Annotated in this window: 22 protein-coding genes; 5 read left to right on the top strand and 17 right to left on the bottom strand. The window is 64.2% G+C overall.

Annotated features, from left to right (window positions below):
- Positions 1 to 27: 27 nt before the first annotated feature.
- From JKV55_RS00205 to polA, 4 genes are all read right to left on the bottom strand, one after another.
- Entirely contained in the window at positions 28 to 1,584 is a 1,557-nt protein-coding gene (locus tag JKV55_RS00205; RefSeq protein ID WP_202081675.1) for a multicopper oxidase family protein, read from the bottom strand.
- Between the two features lie 43 nt (positions 1,585 to 1,627).
- Entirely contained in the window at positions 1,628 to 1,906 is a 279-nt protein-coding gene (locus JKV55_RS00200) for a hypothetical protein (protein WP_202081673.1), read from the bottom strand.
- Between the two features lie 98 nt (positions 1,907 to 2,004).
- Positions 2,005 to 2,835 (bottom strand): bifunctional hydroxymethylpyrimidine kinase/phosphomethylpyrimidine kinase, encoded by an 831-nt coding sequence (thiD, locus tag JKV55_RS00195; protein WP_202081671.1) that lies wholly within the window; start codon positions 2,833 to 2,835, stop codon positions 2,005 to 2,007.
- Between the two features lie 488 nt (positions 2,836 to 3,323).
- A complete protein-coding gene (gene polA, locus JKV55_RS00190) occupies positions 3,324 to 6,065 on the bottom strand; it encodes a DNA polymerase I (RefSeq protein WP_202081669.1) in 2,742 nt (913 codons plus the stop codon).
- A 309-nt stretch (positions 6,066 to 6,374) separates the two neighbouring features.
- On the opposite strand from polA, the gene elbB reads away from it, so the two are divergent.
- Positions 6,375 to 7,022: an isoprenoid biosynthesis glyoxalase ElbB gene (elbB, locus tag JKV55_RS00185; RefSeq protein WP_202081667.1), complete on the top strand. Its 648-nt coding sequence runs from the start codon at positions 6,375 to 6,377 to the stop codon at positions 7,020 to 7,022.
- A gap of 243 nt (positions 7,023 to 7,265) precedes the next feature.
- Complete coding sequence (locus JKV55_RS00180) at positions 7,266 to 7,841, top strand: hypothetical protein (RefSeq protein WP_202081665.1); 576 nt, start codon at positions 7,266 to 7,268, stop codon at positions 7,839 to 7,841.
- Here the strand turns inward: JKV55_RS00180 and JKV55_RS00175 are convergent.
- The 3 genes from JKV55_RS00175 to JKV55_RS00165 form a co-directional block, all read right to left on the bottom strand.
- A complete protein-coding gene (locus JKV55_RS00175; protein ID WP_202081663.1) occupies positions 7,838 to 8,497 on the bottom strand; it encodes a 7-cyano-7-deazaguanine/7-aminomethyl-7-deazaguanine transporter in 660 nt (219 codons plus the stop codon). The genes JKV55_RS00180 and JKV55_RS00175 overlap by 4 nt on opposite strands.
- A 181-nt stretch (positions 8,498 to 8,678) precedes the next feature.
- Positions 8,679 to 8,945: a DUF3630 family protein gene (locus tag JKV55_RS00170; protein WP_202081661.1), complete on the bottom strand. Its 267-nt coding sequence runs from the start codon at positions 8,943 to 8,945 to the stop codon at positions 8,679 to 8,681.
- A gap of 2 nt (positions 8,946 to 8,947) precedes the next feature.
- Positions 8,948 to 10,381: a protein adenylyltransferase SelO gene (locus tag JKV55_RS00165; protein ID WP_202081659.1), complete on the bottom strand. Its 1,434-nt coding sequence runs from the start codon at positions 10,379 to 10,381 to the stop codon at positions 8,948 to 8,950.
- Between the two features lie 120 nt (positions 10,382 to 10,501).
- Between JKV55_RS00165 and JKV55_RS00160 the strand changes: the two genes are divergently transcribed.
- Entirely contained in the window at positions 10,502 to 10,801 is a 300-nt protein-coding gene (locus tag JKV55_RS00160) for a c-type cytochrome (RefSeq protein ID WP_202081657.1), read from the top strand.
- Positions 10,802 to 10,855: 54 nt separating this feature from the next.
- Here JKV55_RS00160 and recQ read toward each other — a convergent pair whose 3' ends face one another.
- Entirely contained in the window at positions 10,856 to 12,682 is a 1,827-nt protein-coding gene (gene recQ / locus JKV55_RS00155; RefSeq protein ID WP_202081655.1) for a DNA helicase RecQ, read from the bottom strand.
- A 221-nt stretch (positions 12,683 to 12,903) separates the two neighbouring features.
- On the opposite strand from recQ, the gene rarD reads away from it, so the two are divergent.
- A complete protein-coding gene (gene rarD, locus JKV55_RS00150) occupies positions 12,904 to 13,824 on the top strand; it encodes an EamA family transporter RarD (RefSeq protein ID WP_202081653.1) in 921 nt (306 codons plus the stop codon).
- A gap of 46 nt (positions 13,825 to 13,870) precedes the next feature.
- Here the strand turns inward: rarD and JKV55_RS00145 are convergent, their stop codons facing one another.
- The 8 genes from JKV55_RS00145 to lptM form a co-directional block, all read right to left on the bottom strand.
- Positions 13,871 to 14,143, bottom strand: coding sequence for a YecH family metal-binding protein (locus JKV55_RS00145; protein WP_202081652.1), 273 nt, complete (start codon positions 14,141 to 14,143; stop codon positions 13,871 to 13,873).
- A 34-nt stretch (positions 14,144 to 14,177) separates the two neighbouring features.
- On the bottom strand, positions 14,178 to 16,346 hold the full coding sequence (gene uvrD, locus JKV55_RS00140) for a DNA helicase II (protein ID WP_202081649.1): 2,169 nt from the start codon (positions 16,344 to 16,346) through the stop codon (positions 14,178 to 14,180).
- A 35-nt stretch (positions 16,347 to 16,381) separates the two neighbouring features.
- Positions 16,382 to 17,089, bottom strand: a complete 708-nt coding sequence (locus JKV55_RS00135; RefSeq protein WP_202081646.1) for an HAD-IA family hydrolase — start codon at positions 17,087 to 17,089, stop codon at positions 16,382 to 16,384.
- Positions 17,090 to 17,163: 74 nt separating this feature from the next.
- On the bottom strand, positions 17,164 to 18,117 hold the full coding sequence (gene xerC, locus JKV55_RS00130; protein ID WP_202081645.1) for a tyrosine recombinase XerC: 954 nt from the start codon (positions 18,115 to 18,117) through the stop codon (positions 17,164 to 17,166).
- Positions 18,104 to 18,775, bottom strand: a complete 672-nt coding sequence (locus JKV55_RS00125) for a DUF484 family protein (protein WP_202081643.1) — start codon at positions 18,773 to 18,775, stop codon at positions 18,104 to 18,106. Before JKV55_RS00125 ends, xerC begins: the two co-directional genes overlap by 14 nt.
- Positions 18,772 to 19,599: a diaminopimelate epimerase gene (gene dapF / locus JKV55_RS00120; RefSeq protein WP_369409604.1), complete on the bottom strand. Its 828-nt coding sequence runs from the start codon at positions 19,597 to 19,599 to the stop codon at positions 18,772 to 18,774. The genes JKV55_RS00125 and dapF overlap by 4 nt, the downstream gene beginning before the upstream one ends.
- A gap of 9 nt (positions 19,600 to 19,608) precedes the next feature.
- On the bottom strand, positions 19,609 to 20,865 hold the full coding sequence (gene lysA, locus JKV55_RS00115) for a diaminopimelate decarboxylase (RefSeq protein ID WP_202081640.1): 1,257 nt from the start codon (positions 20,863 to 20,865) through the stop codon (positions 19,609 to 19,611).
- A gap of 11 nt (positions 20,866 to 20,876) precedes the next feature.
- Positions 20,877 to 20,999 (bottom strand): LPS translocon maturation chaperone LptM, encoded by a 123-nt coding sequence (gene lptM / locus JKV55_RS00110; protein WP_202081638.1) that lies wholly within the window; start codon positions 20,997 to 20,999, stop codon positions 20,877 to 20,879.
- A gap of 72 nt (positions 21,000 to 21,071) precedes the next feature.
- Between lptM and cyaY the strand changes: the two genes are divergently transcribed.
- On the top strand, positions 21,072 to 21,383 hold the full coding sequence (gene cyaY, locus JKV55_RS00105) for an iron donor protein CyaY (RefSeq protein WP_202081636.1): 312 nt from the start codon (positions 21,072 to 21,074) through the stop codon (positions 21,381 to 21,383).
- On the opposite strand, the gene JKV55_RS00100 is transcribed toward cyaY, so the two are convergent.
- Positions 21,380 to 23,896, bottom strand: coding sequence for a class I adenylate cyclase (locus JKV55_RS00100; protein ID WP_237332570.1), 2,517 nt, complete (start codon positions 23,894 to 23,896; stop codon positions 21,380 to 21,382). The two genes, cyaY and JKV55_RS00100, sit on opposite strands and share 4 nt — an antisense overlap.
- Positions 23,897 to 23,975 lie beyond the last annotated feature (79 nt).

Raw genomic sequence — 23,975 nt, 5'->3', positions numbered from 1 at the left:
CAGACGCTTCAAGGCGCCCGCAAGACATCAGACGATGCGGATGGTGGCCATCATGCCCAGCTCTTCGTGCTCTATGATATGGCAGTGGCACAGCCAGTCGCCGGGCCGGTCGAAGCGCAGGCGCAGCTTGAGCTTCTGGTAGGGCCTGAGGTTCACCGTGTCCAGCCAATGCGGCTGCGCCAGCGGTCGCCAGTCGCCACCCCGCTGCTGCTCGGCCACCAGCTGGAAATGGGTGCCGTGCACATGGAAGGGATGATCCATATGGGAATCGTTCTCCACCACCCATTCCTCCACCTGGCCGACCTTGCCTTCGAACATGATGTGTTCCATGTCGAAGGCGCGACCGTTGATCAGGAAAGCCAGCCCCTGGGCCAGCACCTGCTGTGCCGAGGCCGGCATGGCGGCCCTGGCGTGGTCCCGGTGGCCATCGTGGCCGGCCGACTCCCTCTGCTCCACCTCGCCGTGCCCCCGATGGCCGCCGTGCGCGTGATGGCCGGCGGCGCCCTGATGCGGATGCCCCTCCGGCATCAGTTCGCTCAGCACCAGCTCCCGGCTGACCGCCGCTGCGGGCAGCCAGTCGATCCGCGCCAGTTGGTCCGGCAGCTCCGGCACCGTCGCCGCCGGCTCCCGGTTGGCCACCAACCGCAGCAAGGGCTGGGGCCGGCGATAGTGCTCCGGCTCCGGGCCCATCCAGCCCCGATCATAGGGCTGGCTGAACAGCAAGCGCTCTTCCCCGCCCTTCGAGGGCCAGGCCAGCAGCAGGTCGGCCCGCTGTCCCGGCACCAGCAGCAGTTCATCCCGCAGTTCTGGCGCCGCCAGCAAGCCACCGTCGGTACCCAGCAACCAGAAAGTGCCGCCTTCCAGGCGCACATGCAGGTAACGGCCGGCACAGGCGTTGACCAGGCCGAACCGCTCCTCGGTGGCCGGTGGGCGCACCAGGGCGGGCCGGCGGCCGCCATTCACCAGCAGCAGCTCCCCTTCCCGGCCGTTCATCCAGTCCGCCATGGTATGGGGTGCAACCCTGCCATCCCGATCCAGGCGCAGGTCGGTCACCATCAGCAGTTGCCGGGGATAATCCGGCAGCGGCGACGCCTTGGGCTTCACCAGGATCAGGCCGGCGGCGCCGTGGGCAATCTGCTCGGCGGTATGGCCATGGGGATGGGGATGGAACCAGTGCAAACCGGCGTTGCCTGCGGGTACGGTAAAGCGGTACCGGCGGCTGGCGCCGGGGGCAATGGCATCGTGGGGCCCGCCATCCTCTCTGGCGGGCACCAGCAGGCCATGCCAGTGCACGGTAGTAGGCTGGGCCAGGCCGTTGGTCACCCGCACCTCCACCCGGTCGCCCTCGGTCAACTCCAGCACGGGGCCGAGCTGGCCATTGTAGAGCCAGAGTTCGGTGTCGCGTCCATCCAGCCGCACCCGGGTCGGGGCCAAGGTCAGGTGGTAGCGCCCTTCGCCATCGGGCTCGAGCCGGGGCAGTTGCGCCAGGGTGGAAGGGGAAATGTCGTCGGCCCGCAGCAAAGCGGGCAGGCCGGCCAGGGCGGCACCCGCCAGCCCCAGCTTCATCACATCGCGTCTTTTCATAGTGTTAACCTCAAATCACCAAATTAAAAAAGGGGGATTCGAGTCAGGATCTGGGCGGCCGCTCCAGCCGCTTCGGCACCGTACGGATACCGACGACGACAGGGGAAAACACGATATCGGCGGACGCCCGCAGCGGCGCGGGTGGCGTGGCGGGCAGCCCCAGGCACAGCTGGCAATCCTGATGCTGATGCTGATGCTGATGCTGATGAGAGTCTATCGCCCCTGCCGGGCAGTCAACGCAGGCGGTAGTGCCCACCGGCACCACCGTCAGGGCCATCGGCAGGGCGGTTCGCGGCAGGCACAGCAAAACCAGCAGCAGCATGCCGCCGACTGTTACCTTTTTGCCCGTTCCGCTCAACATGGTGTCAGTGTCTCTCCGTCGGCAGGGCGCCGGCCTGTTCACCGCCACCCGAGCCCAGGTTAAGGCGTGGTGCCGGGCGAGGCAAGGCCACGGAAGAAATGCTCCACCGGACCCCGGCCATGGCCCACCCGGAGTGTGGCCCCGGCGGCGATGGCCCCGTCGATATAATGCTTGGCGGAGGCCACCGCCAGCTCCAGGGCCAGTCCCTGGGCCAGGTAGCAGGCCAGGGCCGCCGACAGGGTACAGCCGGTGCCGTGGGTATTGATGGTCATCACCCGGGGGGCATCGAAACAGCGCACCTCCCCCCCGCTCAGCAGCCAATCGGGGCTGCGCGATTCCCGCTGCAGAAAGCCCCCCTTGAGCAGCACGGTGGTGCACTCCAGTTCGGCCAGGCCGGCGAACAGGGATTCAACCTCGGCCAGCCTGGTCGGCAAGGCGCAATTCGTGAGCCGGGCCGCCTCAGGCAGGTTGGGGGTGATCACCTCCGCCAGGGGCAGCAGCTCCTCGCGCAGGGCGGCCACCGCCTCCTCGGCCAGCAGCGGATCGCCGTTGGCGCTCACCATCACCGGATCCACCACCAGGTGGGCCGGCCGGTGGCGGCGCAACACCTCGGCCAGGGTACGGATGGTGGCGCCGTCGCCGAGCATGCCCACCTTCACCGCCGCCACCGGCAGATCGCTGAAAACCGCCTCCAGCTGGGCGCGGATCATCTGCTGGGACACGGGCTCAACGGCGGTGACCCCCTTGGTGTTCTGGGCGGTGAGGGCGGTGACCACCGAACAGGCATAACCGCCGGTGGCGGCGATGGCCTTGATATCGGCCTGAATGCCGGCACCGCCGCTGCTGTCGGAGCCGGCGATGGTGAGAATAACGGGCTTGGTGCTGTGCATGTCCTTATGGTCCTCCCGGGCGCAGAAGCCGGCGGCGGCAGAAAGCCGCCCCCGGAGCCCTGCACCAGCATCAACTGGATCGGGTACAGCGGGTCCGGCGCTGCCGTCTCGGCCCGGCGGCTTCCCGACTGGTTCAGACCGATGATAACGACGGCCACCGGCAAATGCCAGCCACAATCAGGCGCCTCAATAAGGCTAACGAACAACGTAATTAAGCAACATAAAACGTTTGCTTGTATACAATTTGGGAGGCATTCCCACTCCATAAAGGGGGGAATGAAAGGACGGCGTGCCGAACGGCAGATAAAAAAATGCCCCCGGGAAACCCCAGGGGCGGCCTAGCCAGCCATATTCAATTACGTGAAATAAAAGGTCTGTAAGACATAACGCCTTACCTCTGTACCCTACGTCACAAACTGTACAACAGCTGACCAGATAAAAAAAGTAATTTCGTAATATATTTACAATTTTGTTGGTCAACCATCATTTTAGTGAGCCTGATCCCAGTTCTCGCCCACGCCGGCTTCCACCAGCAGCGGTACGTCCAGGGTCGCCGCCTGCTCCATCAGGGCTCGGATCTGTTCTTTGTAGGCGTCCACCCTGTCCTCGCGGATCTCGAACACCAGTTCATCGTGTACCTGCATCAGCATGCGCACCTCGCCCGCGGGCAGCCCGGCGATCCAGGCGTCCACCTTGATCATCGCCTGCTTGATGATGTCGGCGGCGGTGCCCTGCATGGGGGCATTGATGGCGGCCCGCTCGGCACCCTTGCGGCGGGCACCGTTCTTGGCGTTGATCTCGGGAAGATAGAGCCGGCGGCCGAACAGGGTCGATACATAGCCCCGTTCGGCCGCCTGTTCCCGGGTCTCCTCCATATAGCGCAGCACGCCCGGGTAGCGCTCGAAGTAGATGTCCATGTAGGCCTGGGACTCGGCCCGGGGAATGCCCAGCTGGCGCGACAGGCCGAAGGCGCTCATGCCGTAGATCAGGCCGAAGTTGATGGCCTTGGCCCGGCGCCGCTGCTCGCCGGTCACCTGCTCCACCGCCACCCCGAACACCTCGGCGGCGGTGGCCTTGTGAATGTCCTGTCCCTGGGCGAAGGCGTCCAGCAAGCCCTGGTCCCGGGACAGGTGCGCCATGATGCGCAGCTCTATCTGGGAGTAGTCCGCCGCCACCAGCCGGTAGCCGGGCTCGGCCACGAAGGCCTGGCGGATACGCCGCCCTTCCGGGGTGCGGATGGGGATGTTCTGCAGGTTGGGATCGGACGACGACAGCCGGCCGGTGGCGGCGTTGGCCTGGTGATAGGAGGTGTGGATGCGGCCGCTGTGTTGGTTGACCATCAGCGGCAGCTTGTCGGTATAGGTGGACTTGAGCTTGCTCAAGGCCCGGTATTCCATCAGCAGCTTGGGCAGGGGGTAGTCGAGCGCCAGCTCCTGCAACACCTCCTCGGCGGTGGACGGCGCCCCCTTGGGGGTCTTCTTCAGCACCGGCAGTTCCAGCTTGTTGAACAGGATCTCGCCCAGCTGCTTGGTGGAGCTCAGGTTGAAGGGCTCGCCGGCCAGCTCGAAGGCCTCCTGCTCCAGTTCCTTGAGCCGCTTGGCAATTTCATCGCTCTGGATGGCCAGCAGCTTGCTGTCGATGCGCACCCCGGCGTATTCCATCCGCGCCAGTATCGGCACCAGCGGCATTTCGATCTCGTCGAATACCCGCTGCAGCTCCGGCTCGGCCGCCAGTTTGGGGGCCAGGTGGTGGTGCAACCGCAGGGTGATGTCGGCGTCTTCCGCCGCGTAGGGCCCCGCCTGCTCCAGCGGGATCTGGTTGAAGGTGAGCTGTTTGGCGCCCTTGCCGGCGATGGACTCGAAGGAAATGGTGTCCTGGTTGAGGAAGAAGGACGCCATGCTGTCCATGTCGTGCCGGGTCTGCACCGAGTTGAGCACATAGGACTCGAGCATGGTGTCCAGCCCCAGGCCCTGCATCTCGATACCGTGGTTCTTCAATACGTTGGTGTCGTACTTGAGATTTTGGCCCAGCTTGATGCGCTGTTTATCTTCCAGCAGCGGCTTGAGCGCCCCCAGCACCACCTCTTCGCTCAGCTGGACCGGCGCGTCCAGGTAGTCGTGGCCGAAGGGCACATAGGCGGCCCGGCCCGGCTCCACCGCGAAGGACACCCCTACCACCCGGGCATCCCGGTAGTTGAGGCTGGTGGTCTCGGTATCGAAGGCGAAATAGGGCGCCGCCTGCAGCCGTTCGATCCAGGCCTCCAACTGCTCCTGCTCCAGCACCAGTTGGTAGTCGGTTTCCGGGGCCGGCGTCGCCGGTTCGGCGGAAACCGGGTTCCCCTCGCCCCGCTCCAGTTCTTCCAGCAGGCTCTTGAATTCGTATTCCCGGTAGAGGGTCGCCAGGGCGGCCTGGTCCGGCTCGCCCGGTTGCAGCTCGGCGGGGCCGAATTCCAGCGCCACATCGGTCTTGATGGTGGCCAGCTCCCGGGACAAGCGCACCATCTCCTGGTGTTCGAGGAACTTGGCGGCGAAGGTCTTGGATCCACGAAAACCCAAGGCCGCGATCCTGTCCGGGCTGGCGGCGATATCCTCGATGGAGCCCAGCCCCTGCAGCAGCGACAGGGCGGTCTTCTCGCCCACGCCGGGCATGCCGGGAATGTTGTCCACCTTGTCGCCCACCAGGGCCAGCAGATCCACGATCAGCTCCGGCGGCACCCCGAATTTCTCCACCACCCCGTCCCGGTCCATAAAGCTGTTCTTCATGGTGTCCATCAGCAGCACATGATCCGACACCAGCTGGGCCATGTCCTTGTCGCCGGTGCTGATCACCACGTCCAGCCGCTGTTCGGTGGCCTGGCGCGCCAGGGTGCCGATGACGTCGTCCGCTTCCACCCCGTCCTCGATCAACAGCGGCAGCCCCATGGCGCGGATAATGGCATGGATGGGCTCCACCTGGCTGCGCAGCTCGTCGGGCATGGGCGGGCGGTGGGCCTTGTAGTCGGCGTACATGTCGTTGCGAAAGGTCTTGCCCTTGGCGTCGAACACCACCGCCACCCGGGACTCGGGAAACTGCTTGTGCAGGCTGCGCAGCATGTTGGTCACCACCCGGATGGCGCCGGTGGGCCGGCCGTCGCTGGTGCGCAAGTCGGCCTGCTGGGAGGCGAAATAGGCGCGATACAGGTAGGAGGATCCATCGACCAGGATCAGGGGTTTGGCAGGAATGGCAACCATGGTGTCTTTCTCGTGGGTACGTTGGCCGCTAGCATGCCACAGCGGGGCTGCCGACACCACGGCGGAGCCTGGCGGCACTGTGGATAACTCTGTGCAAAGGGGATCGGGGGAAGATCTTCAAAAAATAAAATAACACAATATTATCAGTGTCTTATAATTTAAATATTGATCTTGATAAGCGATCTTCGGATGTGGAAAATCGGCAGCAAAGAAGATCTGCACAAATGTTGAGCGGAATTAATGCTAGCATAGTTCTGGCAGATCACCTGGCGTTGGATCACAAATTTTAAAGCCGAAAAGGAGAGCCATATGAAAAAAGTTGCCGTTATCTTGAGCGGCTGCGGCGTCTATGACGGAGCGGAAATCCACGAAGCGGTGCTTTGCCTGCTGCACCTGGCCCGGCAGGGTGCCCGCTACCAGTGCTTTGCACCCGACAAGCCCCAGCACCATGTGGTCAACCACCTCACCGGCGAAGCCCAGGCCGGCAGCCGCAACGTACTGGAGGAAGCCGCCCGCATCGCCCGGGGCCAGATCAAGCCCATTTCGGCACTGAAGGCCGACGACTTCGACGCCCTGCTGCTGCCCGGCGGCTTCGGTGCCGCCAAAAACCTGTGCGACTTCGCCTTCAAGGGTGCCGACGCCAGGGTGGACGCCGGGGTGCTGGCCGCCTGCAAGGCTTTCGCCGCCGCCCGCAAGCCCGCCGGCTATTGTTGTATCGCCCCGGTGCTGATCCCCCACGCCTACCCGGCCGGGGTCAAGGGCACCATAGGCACGGATCCGGGCGTGGCCGGGGCCTTCGCCGCCATGGGCGGCGAGCATATCGGCTGTGCCGTGACCGACGTGGTGGAAGACGAGCACTACAAGGTGATCTCCACCCCCGCCTACATGCTGGCCGAGAACATCGCCGAGGCGGATACCGGTATCGGCAAGCTGGTGAAGCGGCTGCTGGAGATGTAAAAAAAGGGCCGGCATAAAGCCGGCCTGAAAACTCTGGAAGCAATGTGAGCAATGTCGTGCCTTCGCAAGCTGTCTTCACCTACACCTAGAAAGAAGAGGAAGTCATTCCCGGAAAGCAAAGTAACGATAATCGTTATCATTTATAATTGCAAATATATTTCTCGCTTTTTTCTGCTTTTCTTTTGGAGGCCCGTTGCCGTCCTTGGCTACACTGGAAATGCATCACCTCAAGGAGCCGATGGCATGAACATGAAATGGGTTTTGGCGGGGCTCTTGTTCCCACTGGCACTGCAGGCCGACGACACGGAAATTCAACAAGCCATAGAGGAAGGGCGGCAGGCTTACCAGGCCGGGGAACTGTCGCGGGCGGCGGCGCAATTCGATTATGCGGCCACCCTGATCCGCCAGCAGCAGGCCGGGGAACTCGGTGCCCGGTTCCCGGAGCCCCTGCCCGGCTGGCAAGCTGACAGCGTCGACACCCAGGCCGGTTCGGCCGCCTTTTTCGGTGGCGGCATCAATGCCTCCCGCCACTACAACAAGAGCGGCGCCAGCCTGGACATCACCATCACCAAGGATTCGCCCCTGCTGCAAACCATGGCCGTGCTTTTTAGCAACCCCAGCATGGCGGCCATGGGCGGCTACAAGGTGAAACGCATCCGGGGCCATACCGCCATGGTCAAGGAGGAAGGCGACAACCGGGAACTGCAGATGCTGATTGCCAATACCACCCTGCTGCAACTCAGCGGCAGGGGAATGTCCGAAGCCGAGTTCAGCGCCTACGCCGAAGCCGTCGATATCGAGGCGTTGACCGGATTCTAGCCGTTGGCCTGAACCTGCGCTTGCGGCTCGCCCACAAACTTGCGGCTCAGGTATTTGAGCAACAGCCCGTAGGCCGGTACGAACAGGGCCAGGCTGAAGACCAGCTTGAACAGGTAGTCCACCCAGGCGATTTCCACCCAGTGCTCGGCCATAAAGGGATCCGGCGAACGGTAGAAGGCCAGGCTGAAGAAGGCCAGGGTATCCACCAGGTTGCCGAAAATGGTGGAGCAGGTGGGCGCCACCCACCAGGCCTTGATCTGGCGCAGCCGGTTGAACACCGATACATCCATGATCTGACCCAGCACATAGGCCATAAAGCTGGCCAGGGCGATGCGGGCCACGAACAGGTTGAATTCGGACAGGGCCGCCAGCCCCTGGTAGCGGGCCTCGAAGAACAGCACCGACAGCACGTAGGAGGTGGCCAGCGCCGGCAGCATCACGTAAAAGATGATGCGCCGGGCCATGCCGGCGCCGAAGATGCGTACCGTCAGATCCGTGGCCAGGTAGATAAAGGGAAAGCTGAGCGCGCCCCAGGTGGTATGGAAGCCGAACAGGGTAAAAGGCAACTGCACCAGGTAGTTGCTGGACGCAATGATGGCAACGTGGAACAACGACAGCCGGATCAGCGCCGTGCGGTATTGAGCGGGAGAAATCACGGTATTTTCACCTTTTTGGCTAATGGGGTAAGGGAACCCATCCCGGCAAGGGGCTGGCCGGGCGCAGTATAAGGCCACACCGGAAATTGACAACCGCCTTGTTTTTGAGCACCGGGATGCGAAGCGGCGCCATTTTAGCCGCTGGCGGGGCAATTGTCTTTACATAAAGATAAAAATAGCGCTAACGGGAAATACCCCGGTTCCACTGCGCCGTCAGCCAGTCGGCCGCCTCCTGGTCCTGCTCGCCCAGCGGCTGCAGCCAGGCGGCATCCGCGTAGTGCTGGAAACACAGCAGCAGCCGGCTGCCTTCGAACGCCACCAGCCACTGGTGGTAGTCGGCCCCTTCTTCCCGCTCGACGAGGTCGAGCTCCAGCTCCCGCACCAGGCGCGCGGCCCAGGCGGGAAAGTTTTCCATGGTCAGGCTAATGTCGGAGGTCAGTGTCTTCATGATCAGGAACTGCAGGAAATACAGAGTTGTCCGGCCCACTCGGGGGCCGGGGCGGCGTAGTAATCGAATTCGGGCTGCTCGTCGAAGGGCCGGGACAATACCTGCAGCAGCAGCGCCGCCTCGCTCATGTCGCCCCGCTCGGCCCGCTCTATGGCCTGCTGGGCCAGGTGGTTGCGCAACACATATTTGGGATTGACCGCATTCATCCGGGCCACCTTCTCCACCGGATCCCGGCCTTCCTGCGCCAGCCGGGCCCGGTAGCGGGAAAACCAGTCATCCCAGGCGCCGGCATCACTCAGCAGGGCGAGCAGCGGCTCGGGCAGCGGGCCCTCCGCCGCCAGCAGCGCCAGCCGGCGGAACCAGCAGCTGTAATCCACCTTCTGGGCCGCCATCAGGGTGAACATGTCGCGGAACAGCGCCGGATCCTCGTCCTGCCACCCCGTAAGGCCCAATTTTTGTCGCATCGATTCAGAGAAGGAGGACAGCAAAGCGTACTCGTATTTATCCATCGCCTGCTGTAACAGTTCCACCGGGATCAGCCTGGACAGGGACTGCGCCAGCCGCTGCAGGTTCCAGTAGCCCACCGTGGGCTGCTGATCGTAGGCATAACGCCCAACATGATCCGAGTGGTTGCAGATATGCCCGGGATCATAGCCGTCGAGAAAACCGTAGGGGCCGTAATCCAGGGTCAGGCCCAGCATCGACATGTTGTCGGTATTCATCACCCCATGGCAGAAACCCACCGCCTGCCACCGGGCAATCAGGGTCGCGGTGCGCTCCACCACCCGTTCGAACAGGGCGGCGTACCCCGTTTCATCTTTACCGAGATCCGGCCACTGGGTGTCGATCAGGTAGTCGAGCAGGGCGGGAATGCGCTCCGCCTCACCGCTGTAATAGAAATACTCGAAGTGGCCGAAACGCAAGTGGCTCTGGGCCGCCCGCAGCACGGCGGCGCCCGGCTCCACCTGTTCCCGGTAGACCGGCTCCTCGCTGCCCACCAGGCACAGGGCCCGGGTGGTGGGAATGCCCAGATGATGCATGGCCTCGGAGGCCAGATATTCGCGCAGGGAGGAGCGCAACACCGCCCGGCCGTCACCGAAGCGGGAATAGGGGGTCTTGCCCGCCCCCTTGAGGTGCAGATCCCAGCGCTGGCCGTCGGGGGCCACCACCTCGCCCAGCAACAGGGCGCGGCCATCTCCCAGCCTGGGGCTGTAACCACCGAACTGGTGGCCGGCATAGACCTGGGCGAAGGGCTCCATCTCCGGCAGCAGCCGGGTGCCGCTGGTGACCTCCAGCCACTGCTGCTCGCTCAACTGCATGCCCAGCTCCGCGGCCAGGGGGTGGTTCACCAGCAGCAGCCGGGGCGCCTGCAGTGGCGTCGGTTGGAGCCTTGTTCCGGCCCAGTCAAAAGTTGCATATTGATTGCTTAATATCACATTTTCATCCTATGCCCGTCGACCGCGTTTTATTTTTCACCATGGCTTACTTTATACTGCTTCGGCTCAGTAAAGGAGCCTCGGAAGCAATTCGTCTACCTACAATAACGGAGTTCAACGATGAAGAAATTGATGACAGCCGCCGCCGTAATGGCGTTGATCAGTGCTCCTGCCTTTGCCGCCGGTGATGCGGAAGCGGGCAAGGCCAAGTCCGCCGTCTGCGCCGCCTGTCACGGCGCCGAAGGGATTTCCGCCATCGACATGTATCCGAACCTGGCCGGCCAGAAAGCCGCCTATGCCAGCAAGCAACTGAAAGCCTTCCGCGATGGCGAGCGTAACGACCCCGTGATGTCGCCCATGGCCAAGCCGCTGTCCGATCAGGATATCGAAGATCTGGCCGCCTACTACGCCGGCCTGTAATACCCCCAGGGTCCGCATCACGCGGACCTTAACGCCGGTTCAGCGGACCGGCGTTCAGCCCTGCCGGCGCAACAGCGCCAGAAAGGCCGCCCCGAAACGCTCCAGCTTGCGCATGCCCACGCCGTTGATGCCCAGCAGCTCCGACTCCGTCTTGGGTCGGTAACGGGCCAGCTCGGTCAAGGTGGCATCGCTGAATACCACGTAGGGCGGCACGTCCGCCTCTTCCGCCAGTTGCTTGCGCAGCTGCCGCAACTCCTTGAACAGGGTCCTGTCCTCGGCCCGGCTCAGCACCGCTTCGCCTTTATCCTTTTGACGCACCCGCGCCAGCCGGGGTTCCGCCAGCTGTAACCGGGCCTCCCCCCGCAGTACCGGCCGGGCCGCCTCGGTCAGTTGCAGCACCATGTTGCGGGTGATGTTCTGGGCCAGCAGGCCAGAATGGATCAACTGGCGAATGACGCTGACCCAGTGCTCCTGGCTCTTGTCCTTGCCGATGCCGTAGGTGGACAGCCTGTCATGGCCATGATCGCGGATACGCTGGGTGGCGGCACCGCGCAGCACCTCCACCACGTACATGACACCGAAGCCCTGGCCGACCCGGTAGACGCAGGACAGCGCCTTTTGCGCGTCCTCGCTGCCGTCGTAACGCTTGGGCGGATCCAGGCAGATATCGCAGTTGCCGCAGGGCTCGCGCTGGTATTCACCGAAGTAGTTGAGCAGCACCTGGCGCCGGCAGGTGAGGGACTCGGCGAAGGCGGCCATCACGTTGAGCTTGTACAGCTCCACCTGCAGCTGCTGCTCGTTGTCGCTGTTTTCCAGCAGCCGCCGCACCCGGCCCACGTCCGCCGGATCGTACAGCAGCAGGGCTTCCGCCGGCAGGCCGTCGCGCCCGCCCCGGCCGGTTTCCTGGTAGTAGGACTCGATGTTCTTGGGAATGTCGTAGTGCACCACGTAGCGCACGTTGGGCTTGTCGATGCCCATGCCGAAGGCGACGGTGGCCACCACTATGTCCAGGTCGTCGCGGATAAAGCGCTCCTGCACCGACTGGCGCAGTTCCAGCGGCAGGCCGGCGTGGTAGCTAGCGGCCCTGTGGCCCCGGCCCAGCAGCCGCTCGGCCACCTCCTCCACCCGCTTGCGGCTGGAGCAGTAGACGATGCCGCACTGCCCCGGCTGTTCGGCCACATAACGCAGCAGCTGGTCGATACCCTTGAACTTCTCCACCAGGGTATAGCGGATATTGGGCCGGTCGAAGCTGGCGATATGGACCAGGGGATCGGTCAGGTTCAGCCGGCCCAGCATGTCCCCCCGGGTGGCCTCGTCGGCGGTGGCGGTGAGCGCCATCACCGGAATATGGGGGAACCACTGCTTGAGCCGGCCCAGTTCGGCGTATTCGGGCCTGAAATCGTGGCCCCATTGGGAAATGCAGTGGGCTTCGTCGATGGCGAACAGGCCGAGCTCCAGCTCCCCCAGCCGCTCCATGAATTCGTGCTGCAGCAGCCGCTCCGGCGATACGTAGAGCAGCTTGATCTCGCCCCGGCGCAGGGCGGCGAAGTGGCGCAGCATCTCCTCCCGGCTCAGCGCACTGTTGATATAGACGGCGGCCACGCCGTTGGCGACCAGGGTATCCACCTGATCCTTCATCAGCGAGATCAGCGGCGACACCACCACCGTCAGGCCGGGGCGCAGCAGGGCCGGGATCTGGTAGCAGATCGACTTGCCGCCGCCGGTGGGCTTGATCACCAGGGCATCGCGCCCGGCGATCACCGATTCGATGATCTCCTGCTGGCCGTCGCGGAAAGACTGGTAGCCGAACACCTGCTGCAATACCGCCAGCGGGGTGTCGGGAATGGCAATGGCATCGGAGGGATCGGGCACGGCAGTCATGGGTATCCGCTGGCTGAAAAGAAGCGGGCATTGTAAAGCAGGGGGAGGCAACAATAAACCGTACTGGACCATGGACCCCTCCTGCAACCCGCCCCCAGCCCCCGGGCCGCTTGCCGGCAGAGATCGGCACCCGAGCCGACAATTCAGTTACATTTGCTACTGGCCAGCCAGCTGGTCTTGTGGCTAAACTGGCTTTCCATCCTCTCACCCGATTTTTGACCATGGCCAAAGACCAAGCCGCCCAGGGTGCCCTGTTCGCCCTCGGCGCCTATTTCCTGTGGGGCATCGCCCCCCTCTACTTCAAGCAGCTGATGGCGGTGCCGGCCTTCGAGATCCTCACCCACAGGGTGATCTGGTCTTTCCTGCTGCTGCTGGCGCTGATCAGCGCCCTCGGTTACTGGCCCCGGGTCAGGGCCCTGCTGCGCGCCCCGCGCCAGCTGCTGATGCTGGGGCTGTCGTCGCTCACCATAGGCCTCAACTGGCTGGTGTTCATCTGGGCGGTGAACAACGACCATATGCTGGATGCCAGCCTGGGCTACTACATCAACCCGCTGTTCAACATAGTGCTGGCCATGCTGTTCCTGGGCGAGCGTTTTCGCCCCATGCAGTGGCTGGCGGTGGGCCTGGCGAGCCTGGGGGTGGTCATCCAGATACTGGTGTTCGGCAGCCTGCCCTGGGTGGCGCTGGTGCTGGCGCTGTCCTTCGGTTGCTACGGCCTGATCCGCAAGAAGGTGCCGGTGGATCCCTTTACCGGCCTGATGCTGGAAACCCTGGTGCTGCTGCCCGCCGCCGCCCTCTACCTGTGGGTCTTTGCCGACACCGCCACCAGCCACCTGGGCGACAACCCGCTCAGCCTCAACCTCTGGCTGATCTCCGCAGGCATCGTCACCACGGCGCCGCTGCTGCTGTTCGCCGGCGCCGCCCGGCGGCTGCGGCTGTCCACCCTCGGCTTCTTCCAGTACCTGGGTCCCAGCCTGATGTTCCTGCTGGCGGTGCTGCTCTACAACGAGCCCTTCACCCGGGACAAGGTGATCACCTTCGCCCTGATCTGGACCGCGCTGGTGATCTACACCCTGGACGGCCTGCGCCAGCGGCGGCGCAATGTTTTACAAAACAGCGGCGGCCCCGAGCCGCTAAAATAGCGGAATGAGCGACGTCAAAGACTGGAAATACCCGGGCCTGGACGGCTCAGTGTGCGGCCATGGCGGCGAAGTTGAGCTGCCAGCCCTGCTCGGTCAGCACCAGTTTGCCCTTGGCCTGCATGATGGGCAGCAGTTCGTCCAGGCTCAGATCCTGGTGGGAGCAGGTGCAGAAACGGGCCGCCTCGCCGAAGCGTTCGGCCGCGAAGGCGTGGATATCGGCGGCGGGCACCGGCCGGGCGTGGGCCAGCAGGGCGTGCAGCAAGTCGTGGGCGTGGGTCATCTCGGTCTCCGGATTGAACAAACGGCGCAGTTGTACCACGGCCGCCGGCTCCCGACGCTGATCGACATCAAACTCAGACCGCTTCCAGCCTGGCATAGGCGGTGACCAGCCATTTGCTGCCGCCGTCGTCGAAGTTGACCTGCACCCGGCTCTGGGCGCCGGCGCCCTCGAAGTTGAGCACCACCCCCTCGCCGAACTTGGGATGCAGCACCCGCTGGCCCAGGCGGAAGCCGGTCTGGTCGAAGGTCTCCTGCACCCGGTCCTGGCTGAAGCGGCCGTTGGGCAGGGCCCGGGTGACTTTCGCCTTGAGCCGGATCTCCTCCAGGCAGTCGGCGGGCAGCTCCTTGATAAAGCGGCTGGGCCGGTGGAACATCTCCCGGCCGTAGAGCCGGCGGCTCTCCGCATGGCTGATATAGAGCTTGTGCATCGCCCGGGTCATGCCCACGTAGGCCAGCCGGCGCTCCTCCTCCAGCCGGCGGCTTTCCTCCGCCGACAGCTGGCTGGGGAACATGCCCTCCTCCACCCCCACCATAAACACCAGCGGGAACTCCAGGCCCTTGGCCGAGTGCAGCGTCATCAGCTGCACCGCGTCGTCGAACTGATCCGCCTGGCCCTCGCCCGCCTCCAGCGCGGCGTGGGACAAAAAGGCCGACAGCGGCGACATCTCGTCCTCTTCCGCCGGACTGAACTGGCGGGTAGCGCTGACCAGCTCCTCCAGGTTCTCCACCCGGGACTGGGCTTTCTCGCCCTTTTCCGCCAGGTACATGGCCTTGAGCCCGGACAGCTCGATCACCCGGTCGGTCTGCACATGCAGCGGCAGCTCCCGGGTATCGTCCTCCAGCTGGTTGATCAGCGCCAGGAAGCGGCTCACCGCCGAGGCGGCCCGGCCGGTGAGGATTTTTTCCTCCACCAGCGCCCAGGCCGACTGCCACAGGGTCTGCTGCCGGTCCCGGGCGGCGTCGCGAATCAACCCCAGGGTGCGCTCGCCGATGCCCCGGGTGGGGGTGTTGACGATGCGCTCGAAGGAGGCCTCGTCGCCCCTGTTGTTGATGAGGCGCAGGTAGCCGAGGGCGTCCTTGATCTCCTGGCGTTCGAAGAAGCGCAGGCCACCGTAGATGCGGTAAGGCAGGCGCTCCTGGATCAACGCCTCTTCCAGCACCCGGGACTGGGCGTTGTTGCGGTAGAGGATGGCGGTGTCGCTTAAGTTTCCGTCCTGCTGGCGCCACTGCTTGATGCGCTCCACCACGAAGCGGGCCTCATCCACCTCGTTGAAGGCGCTGTACACGGCGATGGGCGCGCCCTCGGCGCCCTCGGTCCACAGCTCCTTGCCCATGCGCTCGGCGTTGTTGGCGATCAGGGTATTGGCGGCCTTGAGGATGGTGCCGGTGGAGCGGTAGTTCTGCTCCAGGCGGACGGTCTCGGCGCCGGGAAAGTCGGCCAGGAAGCGGGCGATGTTCTCCACCCTGGCCCCGCGCCAGCCGTAGATGGACTGATCGTCGTCGCCCACTATCATCACCCTGGCGCGGTCGCCGGCCAGCATCCGCAGCCAGGCATACTGGATGCTGTTGGTGTCCTGGAACTCGTCCACCAGAATATGGCGGAAGCGGTCCTGGTAGTGCCGCAGTATGTGCGGCTGGTTGAGCCACAGCTCGTGGGCACGCAGCAGCAACTCGGCGAAGTCCACCAGCCCGGCCCGATCGCAGGTGTCCTGATAGACCTGGTAGATCTGGCGGTAGGTTTTCTGCAGCGGGTCGTTGAGCACCTGGATATCGCCCGGGCGCAGGCCTTCGTCCTTGCGGGCGTTGATAAAGCCGGCGGCCTGGCGCGGCGGCCACTGTTTTTCGTCCAGGTTCAGGCTCTTGAGGATCCGGCGCAGCAGCCGCAGTTGGTCGTCCGAGTCGAGGATCTGGAAGTCCTGGGGCAGCTTGGCGTCCAGGTGGTGGGCGCGCAGCAGCCGGTGGGCCAGGCCGTGGAAGGTGCCGAGCCAGAGCCCGAACAGGCGCCCGCCCAGCAGTTGCTCCACCCGGCCGCGCATCTCGGCGGCCGCCTTGTTGGTGAAGGTCACCGCCAGTATGGCGGAGGCCGGCACCTGCTCCACCTGCATCAGCCAGGCGATGCGATGCACCAGCACCCGGGTCTTGCCGCTGCCGGCCCCGGCCAGCACCAGCATGTTCTGGGAAGGGGCGGCCACCGCCTCGCGTTGCTTGTCGTTCATGCCGTCAAGCAGGCTGGATACATCCATCACATCTCCTGGGAATATTTACAGTATGGCGGCGATTATAACAGCTCCAGCAGCTGCTCCAACCGCTCCAGGGCCACCTGGGGCAGACAGTGCAGATCCGCTTCGCTGCGGCCGTTATCGTTGAGCCACACCGCCTGGCAACCACTGCGTACGGCGCCGGCCACGTCGGTGTTGATATGGTCGCCGATATGCAGGATTTCGGACGGCGCCACCCCCAGCCGTTCGGCCAGGGTCAGGAACAGATCCGGCGCCGGCTTCATCCGGCCGTCGGGCCCGGCCCTGAGCACCACCTCGAAATAAGGCGCCAGCTCGGTGCGCTCCAGCGGCAGGTTGCCGTTGGTGATCACCGCCAGCCGGTGGCGCCGGCCCAGGGTGGAGAGCACCCTGTGGGTTACCTCGGGCACCCGTATTTTGCCGCGTTCGGCCAGAAAGCCCTGGTAGTACTGCTCGGCCAGCAGGCCGGCCCGCGCCTCGGCCACGCCCTGGCGGCGCAGGCCCTCGGTCAGCACCGCCCGCCGGCAGGCGCTCACATCGTGGGCCAGTTCGGGTTGTTCCTGCAGCAGTTGCCGCTTGAGCGCCGCCAGCTGCTCCTTGCCGAGCAGGGTGGATTCTGGGTGATCCTGCTTCAGGGCGTTGAGCAGCCAGGCTTCCGCCGCCGCCATCACCGGCACGTTGTCGTACAGGGTGTCGTCCAGATCGAAGCTGAGTACCTTGACGGGGCCGAGTCGTTTGTAAAAGCGCATCCTGGGTTCCGGGTAAAGGGCAGTGGGGGGATTCTAACCAAAAAACCGGGGACGAGTCTTGGAGATTGGGGCGGCTATTCCTCTTCCTTGCGCCTTTTGGCCCTGGGGTGGGCCTGGTCGTAGGCCTTGGCCAGGTGCTGGAAGTCGAGGTGGGTATAAATCTGGGTGGTGGCCAGATCGGCGTGGCCCAGCAGTTCCTGCACGGCGCGCAGGTCGCCGCTGGACTCCAGCATATGGGTGGCGAAGGAGTGGCGCAGCTTGTGAGGATGGACATGGCTCGACAGCGCCTGCTGTTGTCCGCGCTTGGCCAGGCGCAGCTGCACGCTGCGATGGGAAATACGCCGGCGCTGTTTGCTCACGAACAGCGCCGGCTCGTCCGGTCCGGCCAGCTCGCCCCGCACCGCCAGCCACTTCTCCAGCCAGTCCAGCGCCATCCGCCCTACCGGCAGTATGCGTTCCTTGTTGCCCTTGCCGATCACCCGCAGCTGGCGCTCGGCAAACTGGACGTCGCCCAGATCGAGGGACACCAGCTCGTCCAGGCGCAGGCCGGAGGAATACAGCAGCTCCATGATGGCCCTGTCCCGCACCGCCAGCGGGTCTGACTCGTCGAGGTTCATCAGCTGGTGCAGTTCGTCCACGTCCAGGTTCTTGGGCAGGGGCCGGCCCTGCTTGGGGGCGCTGACCCCCTTGGCGGGATTGGCGGCGAGCTGGCCCTGCAGCACCAGCCAGTCGCAGAAGCTGCGCAGGGCGCTGAGCTTGGTGGCGATGGAGCGGGGCGACAGCCCCTGCTTATGCAGGCGGGTGGCCAGGCCGCGCACCTGGACCAGGGTCAGCGCCCGCCATTGGCTCAGGTGCAGCTCCGCCAGCTGGCCGGCCATGGCATGCAGGTGGCGGCCGTAGCCGTCGCGGGTGTGGGCGCTCAGCTGGCGCTCCACCCGCAGGTATTCGAGGAAGTCGGCGATGGCCACGGCCAGTTCAGGCGTGGCCGGCTTAGGCGCGGCCGGCCGGGCCGGCTCAGGGCCGGCCATCGGCCACCAGCCGGGGCAGCAACAGCGCGAGGAAATCGGCGAGCTGGCGGATGATCAGGGTGTCCATGCCCAGCCGGTAGTGGCCGCTGTCGGCGCTGCCGAAGGCCAGCAGCCCCATTTCCCCTTGCCGCCCCAGGCGGATCAGGGCGCAGGAGTTGACCAGGGCATCGCCGAACAGCCGCTGCTTCTCGTCCTTGCCGAGCCGGCCCAGGTAGACGTCCCGGCCCGCCATCCGCTCCCGGTACAGCCGCTCCAATTGCTCGCCTGCCGACGGATGCCAGCGGGCGTCCGGCACCAGCCTGAGCGCCGACACCCGCAGCTGCTCCTGCAGGGTATGGCGCATGCACCCTTCCAGTTCACCCAGGCTGGTACATTCGAACAGCCGGGGGAACAGGTCCAGGTACACCCGGAAGATGCGCTCGTTCTCCCCGGCCACCGTCATCAGCTGGGTAATATCCTCTTCCAGGGCATGGATGCGCTGGCGCTGGCGCTCCAGTTTGGCCTCCACCAGGGAGACGCTGCCCCGCTGCTCGTGGGGCAGCCGCAACTGCTCCAGCAGCCCCCGCTGGCGCACGAAGAAATCCGGTTGCGAGGCCAGGTAGTCGGCAATGTGGGTATCATCCAGGCTGATTTCCGCCCTTTGGGTTCTGTCGGTCATAGATTGATCTGTCCGTCGAAAACGTGCTCTGCCGGGCCGGTCATGTACACCGGTTTGCCCGGCCCCTTCCAGGCGATGGTGAGGGTACCGCCGGGCAGCTGTACCTGTACCCGGTCGGCCAGTTTGCCCCAGCTCATGCCCATCACCGCCGCCGCGCAGGCGCCGGTGCCGCAGGCCAGGGTCTCGCCGGCGCCGCGCTCATGCACCCGCAGGTTGATCTCCCGGGCGTTGAGGATCTGCATAAAACCGACGTTGACCCGGGCCGGAAAGCGCTCGTGGTTCTCCAGCTCGGGGCCCAGGGTAGCCACCAGCTCGGTGTTGATATCATCCACTTCCAGCACGCAGTGGGGGTTGCCCATGGACACGGCCCCGCACAGTACCGTTTGCTCCTCGGCCCGGATCAGGTAGGTCTTTTCCGCCTTCTGGGCCTTGAACGGAATATTGGCCGGCTCGAACTCGGGCACCCCCATGTTGACGGTGACCTGGTTGTCCTTTTCCAGTTGCAGCACTATGTTGCCCTTCTGGGTGCTGACATTGATCCTGTCCTTGTTGGTCAGCCCCTTGAGCCGTACGAAGCGGGCGAAACAGCGGGCGCCGTTGCCGCACTGCTCCACCTCGGAGCCATCGGCGTTGAAGATGCGGTAATGGAAGTCGAGCTCGGGATCATAGGGCGGCTCCACCAGCAGCAGTTGGTCGAAGCCGATGCCGAAGTGACGGTCGGCGAGGTGCCGGATCACCTCGGGATTGAAAAACACCTTCTGGGTGACGCCATCGACCACCATAAAGTCGTTGCCGAGCCCCTGCATTTTGGAAAAGTGGATCACGCTCCCCCCTCAGACGCCGGGCAACAGGCTCTCGCCCTGCCACAGCTCGGTCAGTTGTTCCCGTTCACGCACTACAAAGGCCTGCTCCCCGTCGACCATAACTTCGGCGGCCCGGGGCCGGCTGTTGTAGTTGGAGGCCATGACGAAACCATAGGCGCCGGCCGAACGCACCGCCAGCAGATCGCCCTCGGTAATGGCCAGTGTACGGTCCTTGCCGATAAAGTCGCCGGTCTCGCACACAGGTCCCACCACGTCGTAAACGGCGGCCTCCCGCTGCAAGGTGGAATCCACCGGAATAATGGCCTGCCAGGCGCTGTACAGGGCCGGGCGGATCAGATCGTTCATGGCGGCGTCGACGATGGCGAAATTCTTGGCTTCACCGGGCTTGAGGTGCTCCACCCGGGTCAGCAACACACCGGCGTTGGCGGCGATGGCCCGGCCCGGCTCGAACACCAGGGTCAGGTTGCGGTCCTGCAGGCGGGCTTTGAGCTGCTCGGCGTAGCGGCTGGGCTCGGGCGGCGCTTCCTGGTCGTAGCGCACGCCCAGGCCACCCCCCACGTCCAGGTGGCGGACATGGATGCCGTCTTCGGCCAGGGCGTCAATCAGTGCCAGCAGCTTGTCCACCGCCTCCAGGAAGGGCGACAGCTCGGTCAGCTGGGAGCCGATATGGCAGTCCACGCCATTGACCTCGAGATGGGGCAGGGCCGCCGCCTGGCGATAAATTTGCTGCGCCTGGTCGATGGGAATGCCGAACTTGTTTTCCTTGAGGCCGGTGGAAATATAGGGATGGGTGCCGGCGTCGATGTCCGGGTTGACCCGGATGGAAACCGGCGCCTTGACCCCCATCTCGCCCGCCACCCGGTTAATGCGTTCCAGCTCCGCCACCGATTCCACGTTGAAGCAGAAGATCTGCTGCTCCAGGGCGAAGCGGATTTCGTCGACCCGCTTGCCGACCCCGGAAAACACCACCTTGCGCGGATCGCCGCCGGCGGCGATCACCCGGCACAGTTCCCCCTTGGAGACGATGTCGAAGCCGGAGCCCAGCCGCGCCAGCACGTTCAGCACCGCCAGGTTGGAATTGGCCTTGACCGCGTAGCAGATCAGGTGGTCCACCTCACCGGCGGCCTGATCGAAGGCCCGCCAGTGACGCTCCAGGGTGGCGCGGGAATACACATAAAGAGGGGTACCGTGCTGCTCGGCCAGACGGGTGAGATCGCAGGCCTCGCCGTAGAGGCGGCCATCGTCCTGATAATTAAAATAATCCAAGGTAGTTTCCTTTACGACTGTTCAACCTGGGGCCGCTCCTGCTGGGCTTCGGGCAGGGTCAGGGGGCCCTTGAGGCCACAACCCGCCAGGCTCAGGGCCAGGACGACCAGTGCGGTCAGCTTGAATTTGTTCATCGTATGACTGTGAATATGGTTACAGGCTCTTATAATCGCATTCAGATTCTCAAAAGCAATAGGAAGCGGGCGATGAAAGACAGTGAATTCCATGCCTTGGCGGACGCCATTTATCAGCACATCGAAGAGTGCATCGACCAGAGCGGGGTCGATATCGACTGTGAGACCATCGGCAGCGTCATGACCCTCACCTTCGAAAACGGCGTCAAGTTCGTGATCAACCGCCAGGAGCCGCTGCACCAGATCTGGCTGGCCACCCGGGAAAACGGCCATCACTTCGCCTATCAGCAAGGCAAGTGGATAGACAACCGCCAGGGCCACGAGCTACTGGCCTGGCTCGGCCTGCAGGCCAGGCGCCAGGGCGATACCGAGCTTGCGCTCTAACTCAGGCAGGTCCGGGAGCCGTCCTTGTCATCCTTGACGGTGCGATAGGGCAGCACCCGCGGCTGGCCGTCGGCGGACACGATATCGTAGTACTGGGGCAGGTTGAAGTTGGCGAAATGGCTCTGCCCCACCACGTGCTCATGATGGGAGGTGTAGAAGCGGTTGATGCTCTGCACCAGCTCATCCTTGCTGCCGGCCACCTGGCGATAAACCTCGATACGGTTCGCTTCATCGAGAATATAGAGGTTGTAGCCGTCGCCGCTGTCCTCGAAGAAAAACTGCATCAGGCCTTCGCTGGCATAGGCATCCACTATGTCCGGCACCGACTTGTCGTCCCGCTGATCCAGTCGCAGGGCGTGGCGTGACTGCTTCTGGCTGGACAGCTGGCGGTAAAAGTCCACCGCGTTTTCCATCTTCTGCACGCTGACCCCGCGCCGCTCGAAAAAGATACCGTACTTGTCGCCGCCCAACACCAGGGTCTTGATGGTGCTGCCCTGGGCGCGCGCCAGCCGCAGGCCGATGCATTCCTTCACCAGTTGCTCAAAACGGGTGCGGATCAGGCTGCGGAAGTTCAGGCTGTAGCAATACACGTCCAGGCTCTCGGGCGCGTTGGCGTCCTGGTGCATCTTGCCGAGGATGGTGGTGAGCGCCTCCACCACGGCGGTGGGCCCGCTGAAGTGCAGGGTGCGGATCTCGTCCCAGGAGTTGCGGTAGATCAGATCCACCGAGCCCACCAGGTTCTCCAACTGCTGACCGAAGCTGAAGGGATCGCTGGTCTTGGCGCTGAACTCGATGGCCCTGTTGCGCCAGCGGGCGGTGGGGTCGGTTTCGAGGTTGAGGAAGATGCCCAGGTTGCGCACCTCGCAGGGCCGGCTCAGGGCCAGGTTGGTCGGAGCCGGGGTCCGCACCGGGAAGATACGTGCCAGATCGCCACAGAATTCCTGCAGGTGACGCCGGCTCAGATCGGTGTTCTGGTTGAACAGGTGCAATCGGGTGCCGGCCGCCAGCAGTCCGTTGAAATGGGCCCAGGCCACCAGCTTGCCAATATAGCCGCTGTACTCGAGAGGACTGCGGCCGATGATGTCTCCCGGGGCCAGGCCGCACTTGTACAAATACCAGCCGGCGGGGTTGGCCCGCCCTTCCGGCACCTGCACCAGGCTGATGTCCGGCTCGCTCAGATCCGGGGCTATCTTGAGGTTGATCAACTGTACCTTGCCCGGCAGGTTTTCGAAGGCGGCGTAGAGCTTGCGCGACAGTATGCCGATGTCTTCCGGGTTGATGCACTCGCTGATGTTGTTGCGCCGGGCGAACTGGATCAGGTTGCGGTAGCTCTGCATCAGGGCTTCGAGCAGCTCGCCGTAGGCGGCCTTGACCTCTTCCACCTTCCAGTGGGCCCGGTCGTCGAGCCGGGCCAGCTTGTCCGCCGGCCAGCCCCAGGCCGTCACCAGCCGGTTGATCAGCCTTCGCCGCCAGGCGTACTGGGCATCGTTGCCGTGGGTGCGGTGCAGCCCTTCCGACACCTTGAGGTAGAAACAGCGCCGTACCAGATCGAGCCGCTTGTCGTCGCCGATGGACTTGAGATAACCGGTCACCTTTTCCAGCATCAGCATGTAGTGATCCTGGTACTCGTCCAGCACCTCCGAGGACTGGAAGTGCCCCTTGAGGTGGCGGCACAGCAGCTGGGTGTCCGGGTACTCGTGGGAGTAGGCTTCCATCAGCACCGTCTTCAGCACCGCCTTGTAGGGCGAGTCGATGCCCTTGTACAGCTGCCACAGGGCGGAGCCGAAGTATTCTTCCGCCGGAATGCGGGCAAAGCCGCCCAGATCCAGCCACTCATCGGTATTGAGGGTGCCGTTGGCGAACTGCTCGGCCACGAACCTGTCGTACTTGGGCCCCAGCTTGCCGGGGGCAAACATCCACACCAGCCGTTTGCCGGCAATGCGCAGGTTACTGCGGTAAAATTCGTCCAGCAGCAGCAGGTGCTGGGCACTGCCGCAGCTCTCGCCCTGCACCCACTGCTGGTTGTCGGTACGGAACTTGTTGTCGGGGATCAGGAACAGATTAAGCTCCACCTGGCGCTGCTCCGCCCACTTGGAGATCAGCAGGCATTTTTGCTGCAACAACGCCACCCGTTCCGGCTCCATCAGATGGGAGTAACAGACCCAGACATCCAGATCCGAATGGCGGCACTGGCCGATGGACGAGGTACTGCCCATGGAATAGAGCCCGAAAATCTCACAATGGCTGTTTGCCAGCCCCTGGTGGCCGTTGGCCGCCTGGCACAGCTCGTCGATGAATTCCTGCTGGCGCTCATTGGGTCGGAAGTGGCAGACACCCGCGGGCACGTCCCCGGGCAGGTAGCCGGGCAACAGAGGATGGTGGTAGTGCAGCAGCACCGGCAGCAACTGGAATACCTGCTGGCCGTAGCGACTCATCACCGCCAGGGCGCGAGCCTGCTTCTGCTGGTTAAACTGGTCACATCGCTCGACGAGCCGGTGAAAATTCGCGTGCAAGGGTACAGGCCTTCGTTGGACCGACACAGACCCGGAACAGGTCAAAAGTGTGATCATGGTAACAATTAGCCAGTAAATG

This window comes from Zobellella iuensis, assembly GCF_016746085.1.
GTDB lineage: Bacteria > Pseudomonadota > Gammaproteobacteria > Enterobacterales > Aeromonadaceae > Oceanimonas > Oceanimonas iuensis.
The sequence above is the reverse complement of the archived record's forward strand: the minus strand, read 5'-3'. Positions and strand labels throughout refer to the sequence as shown.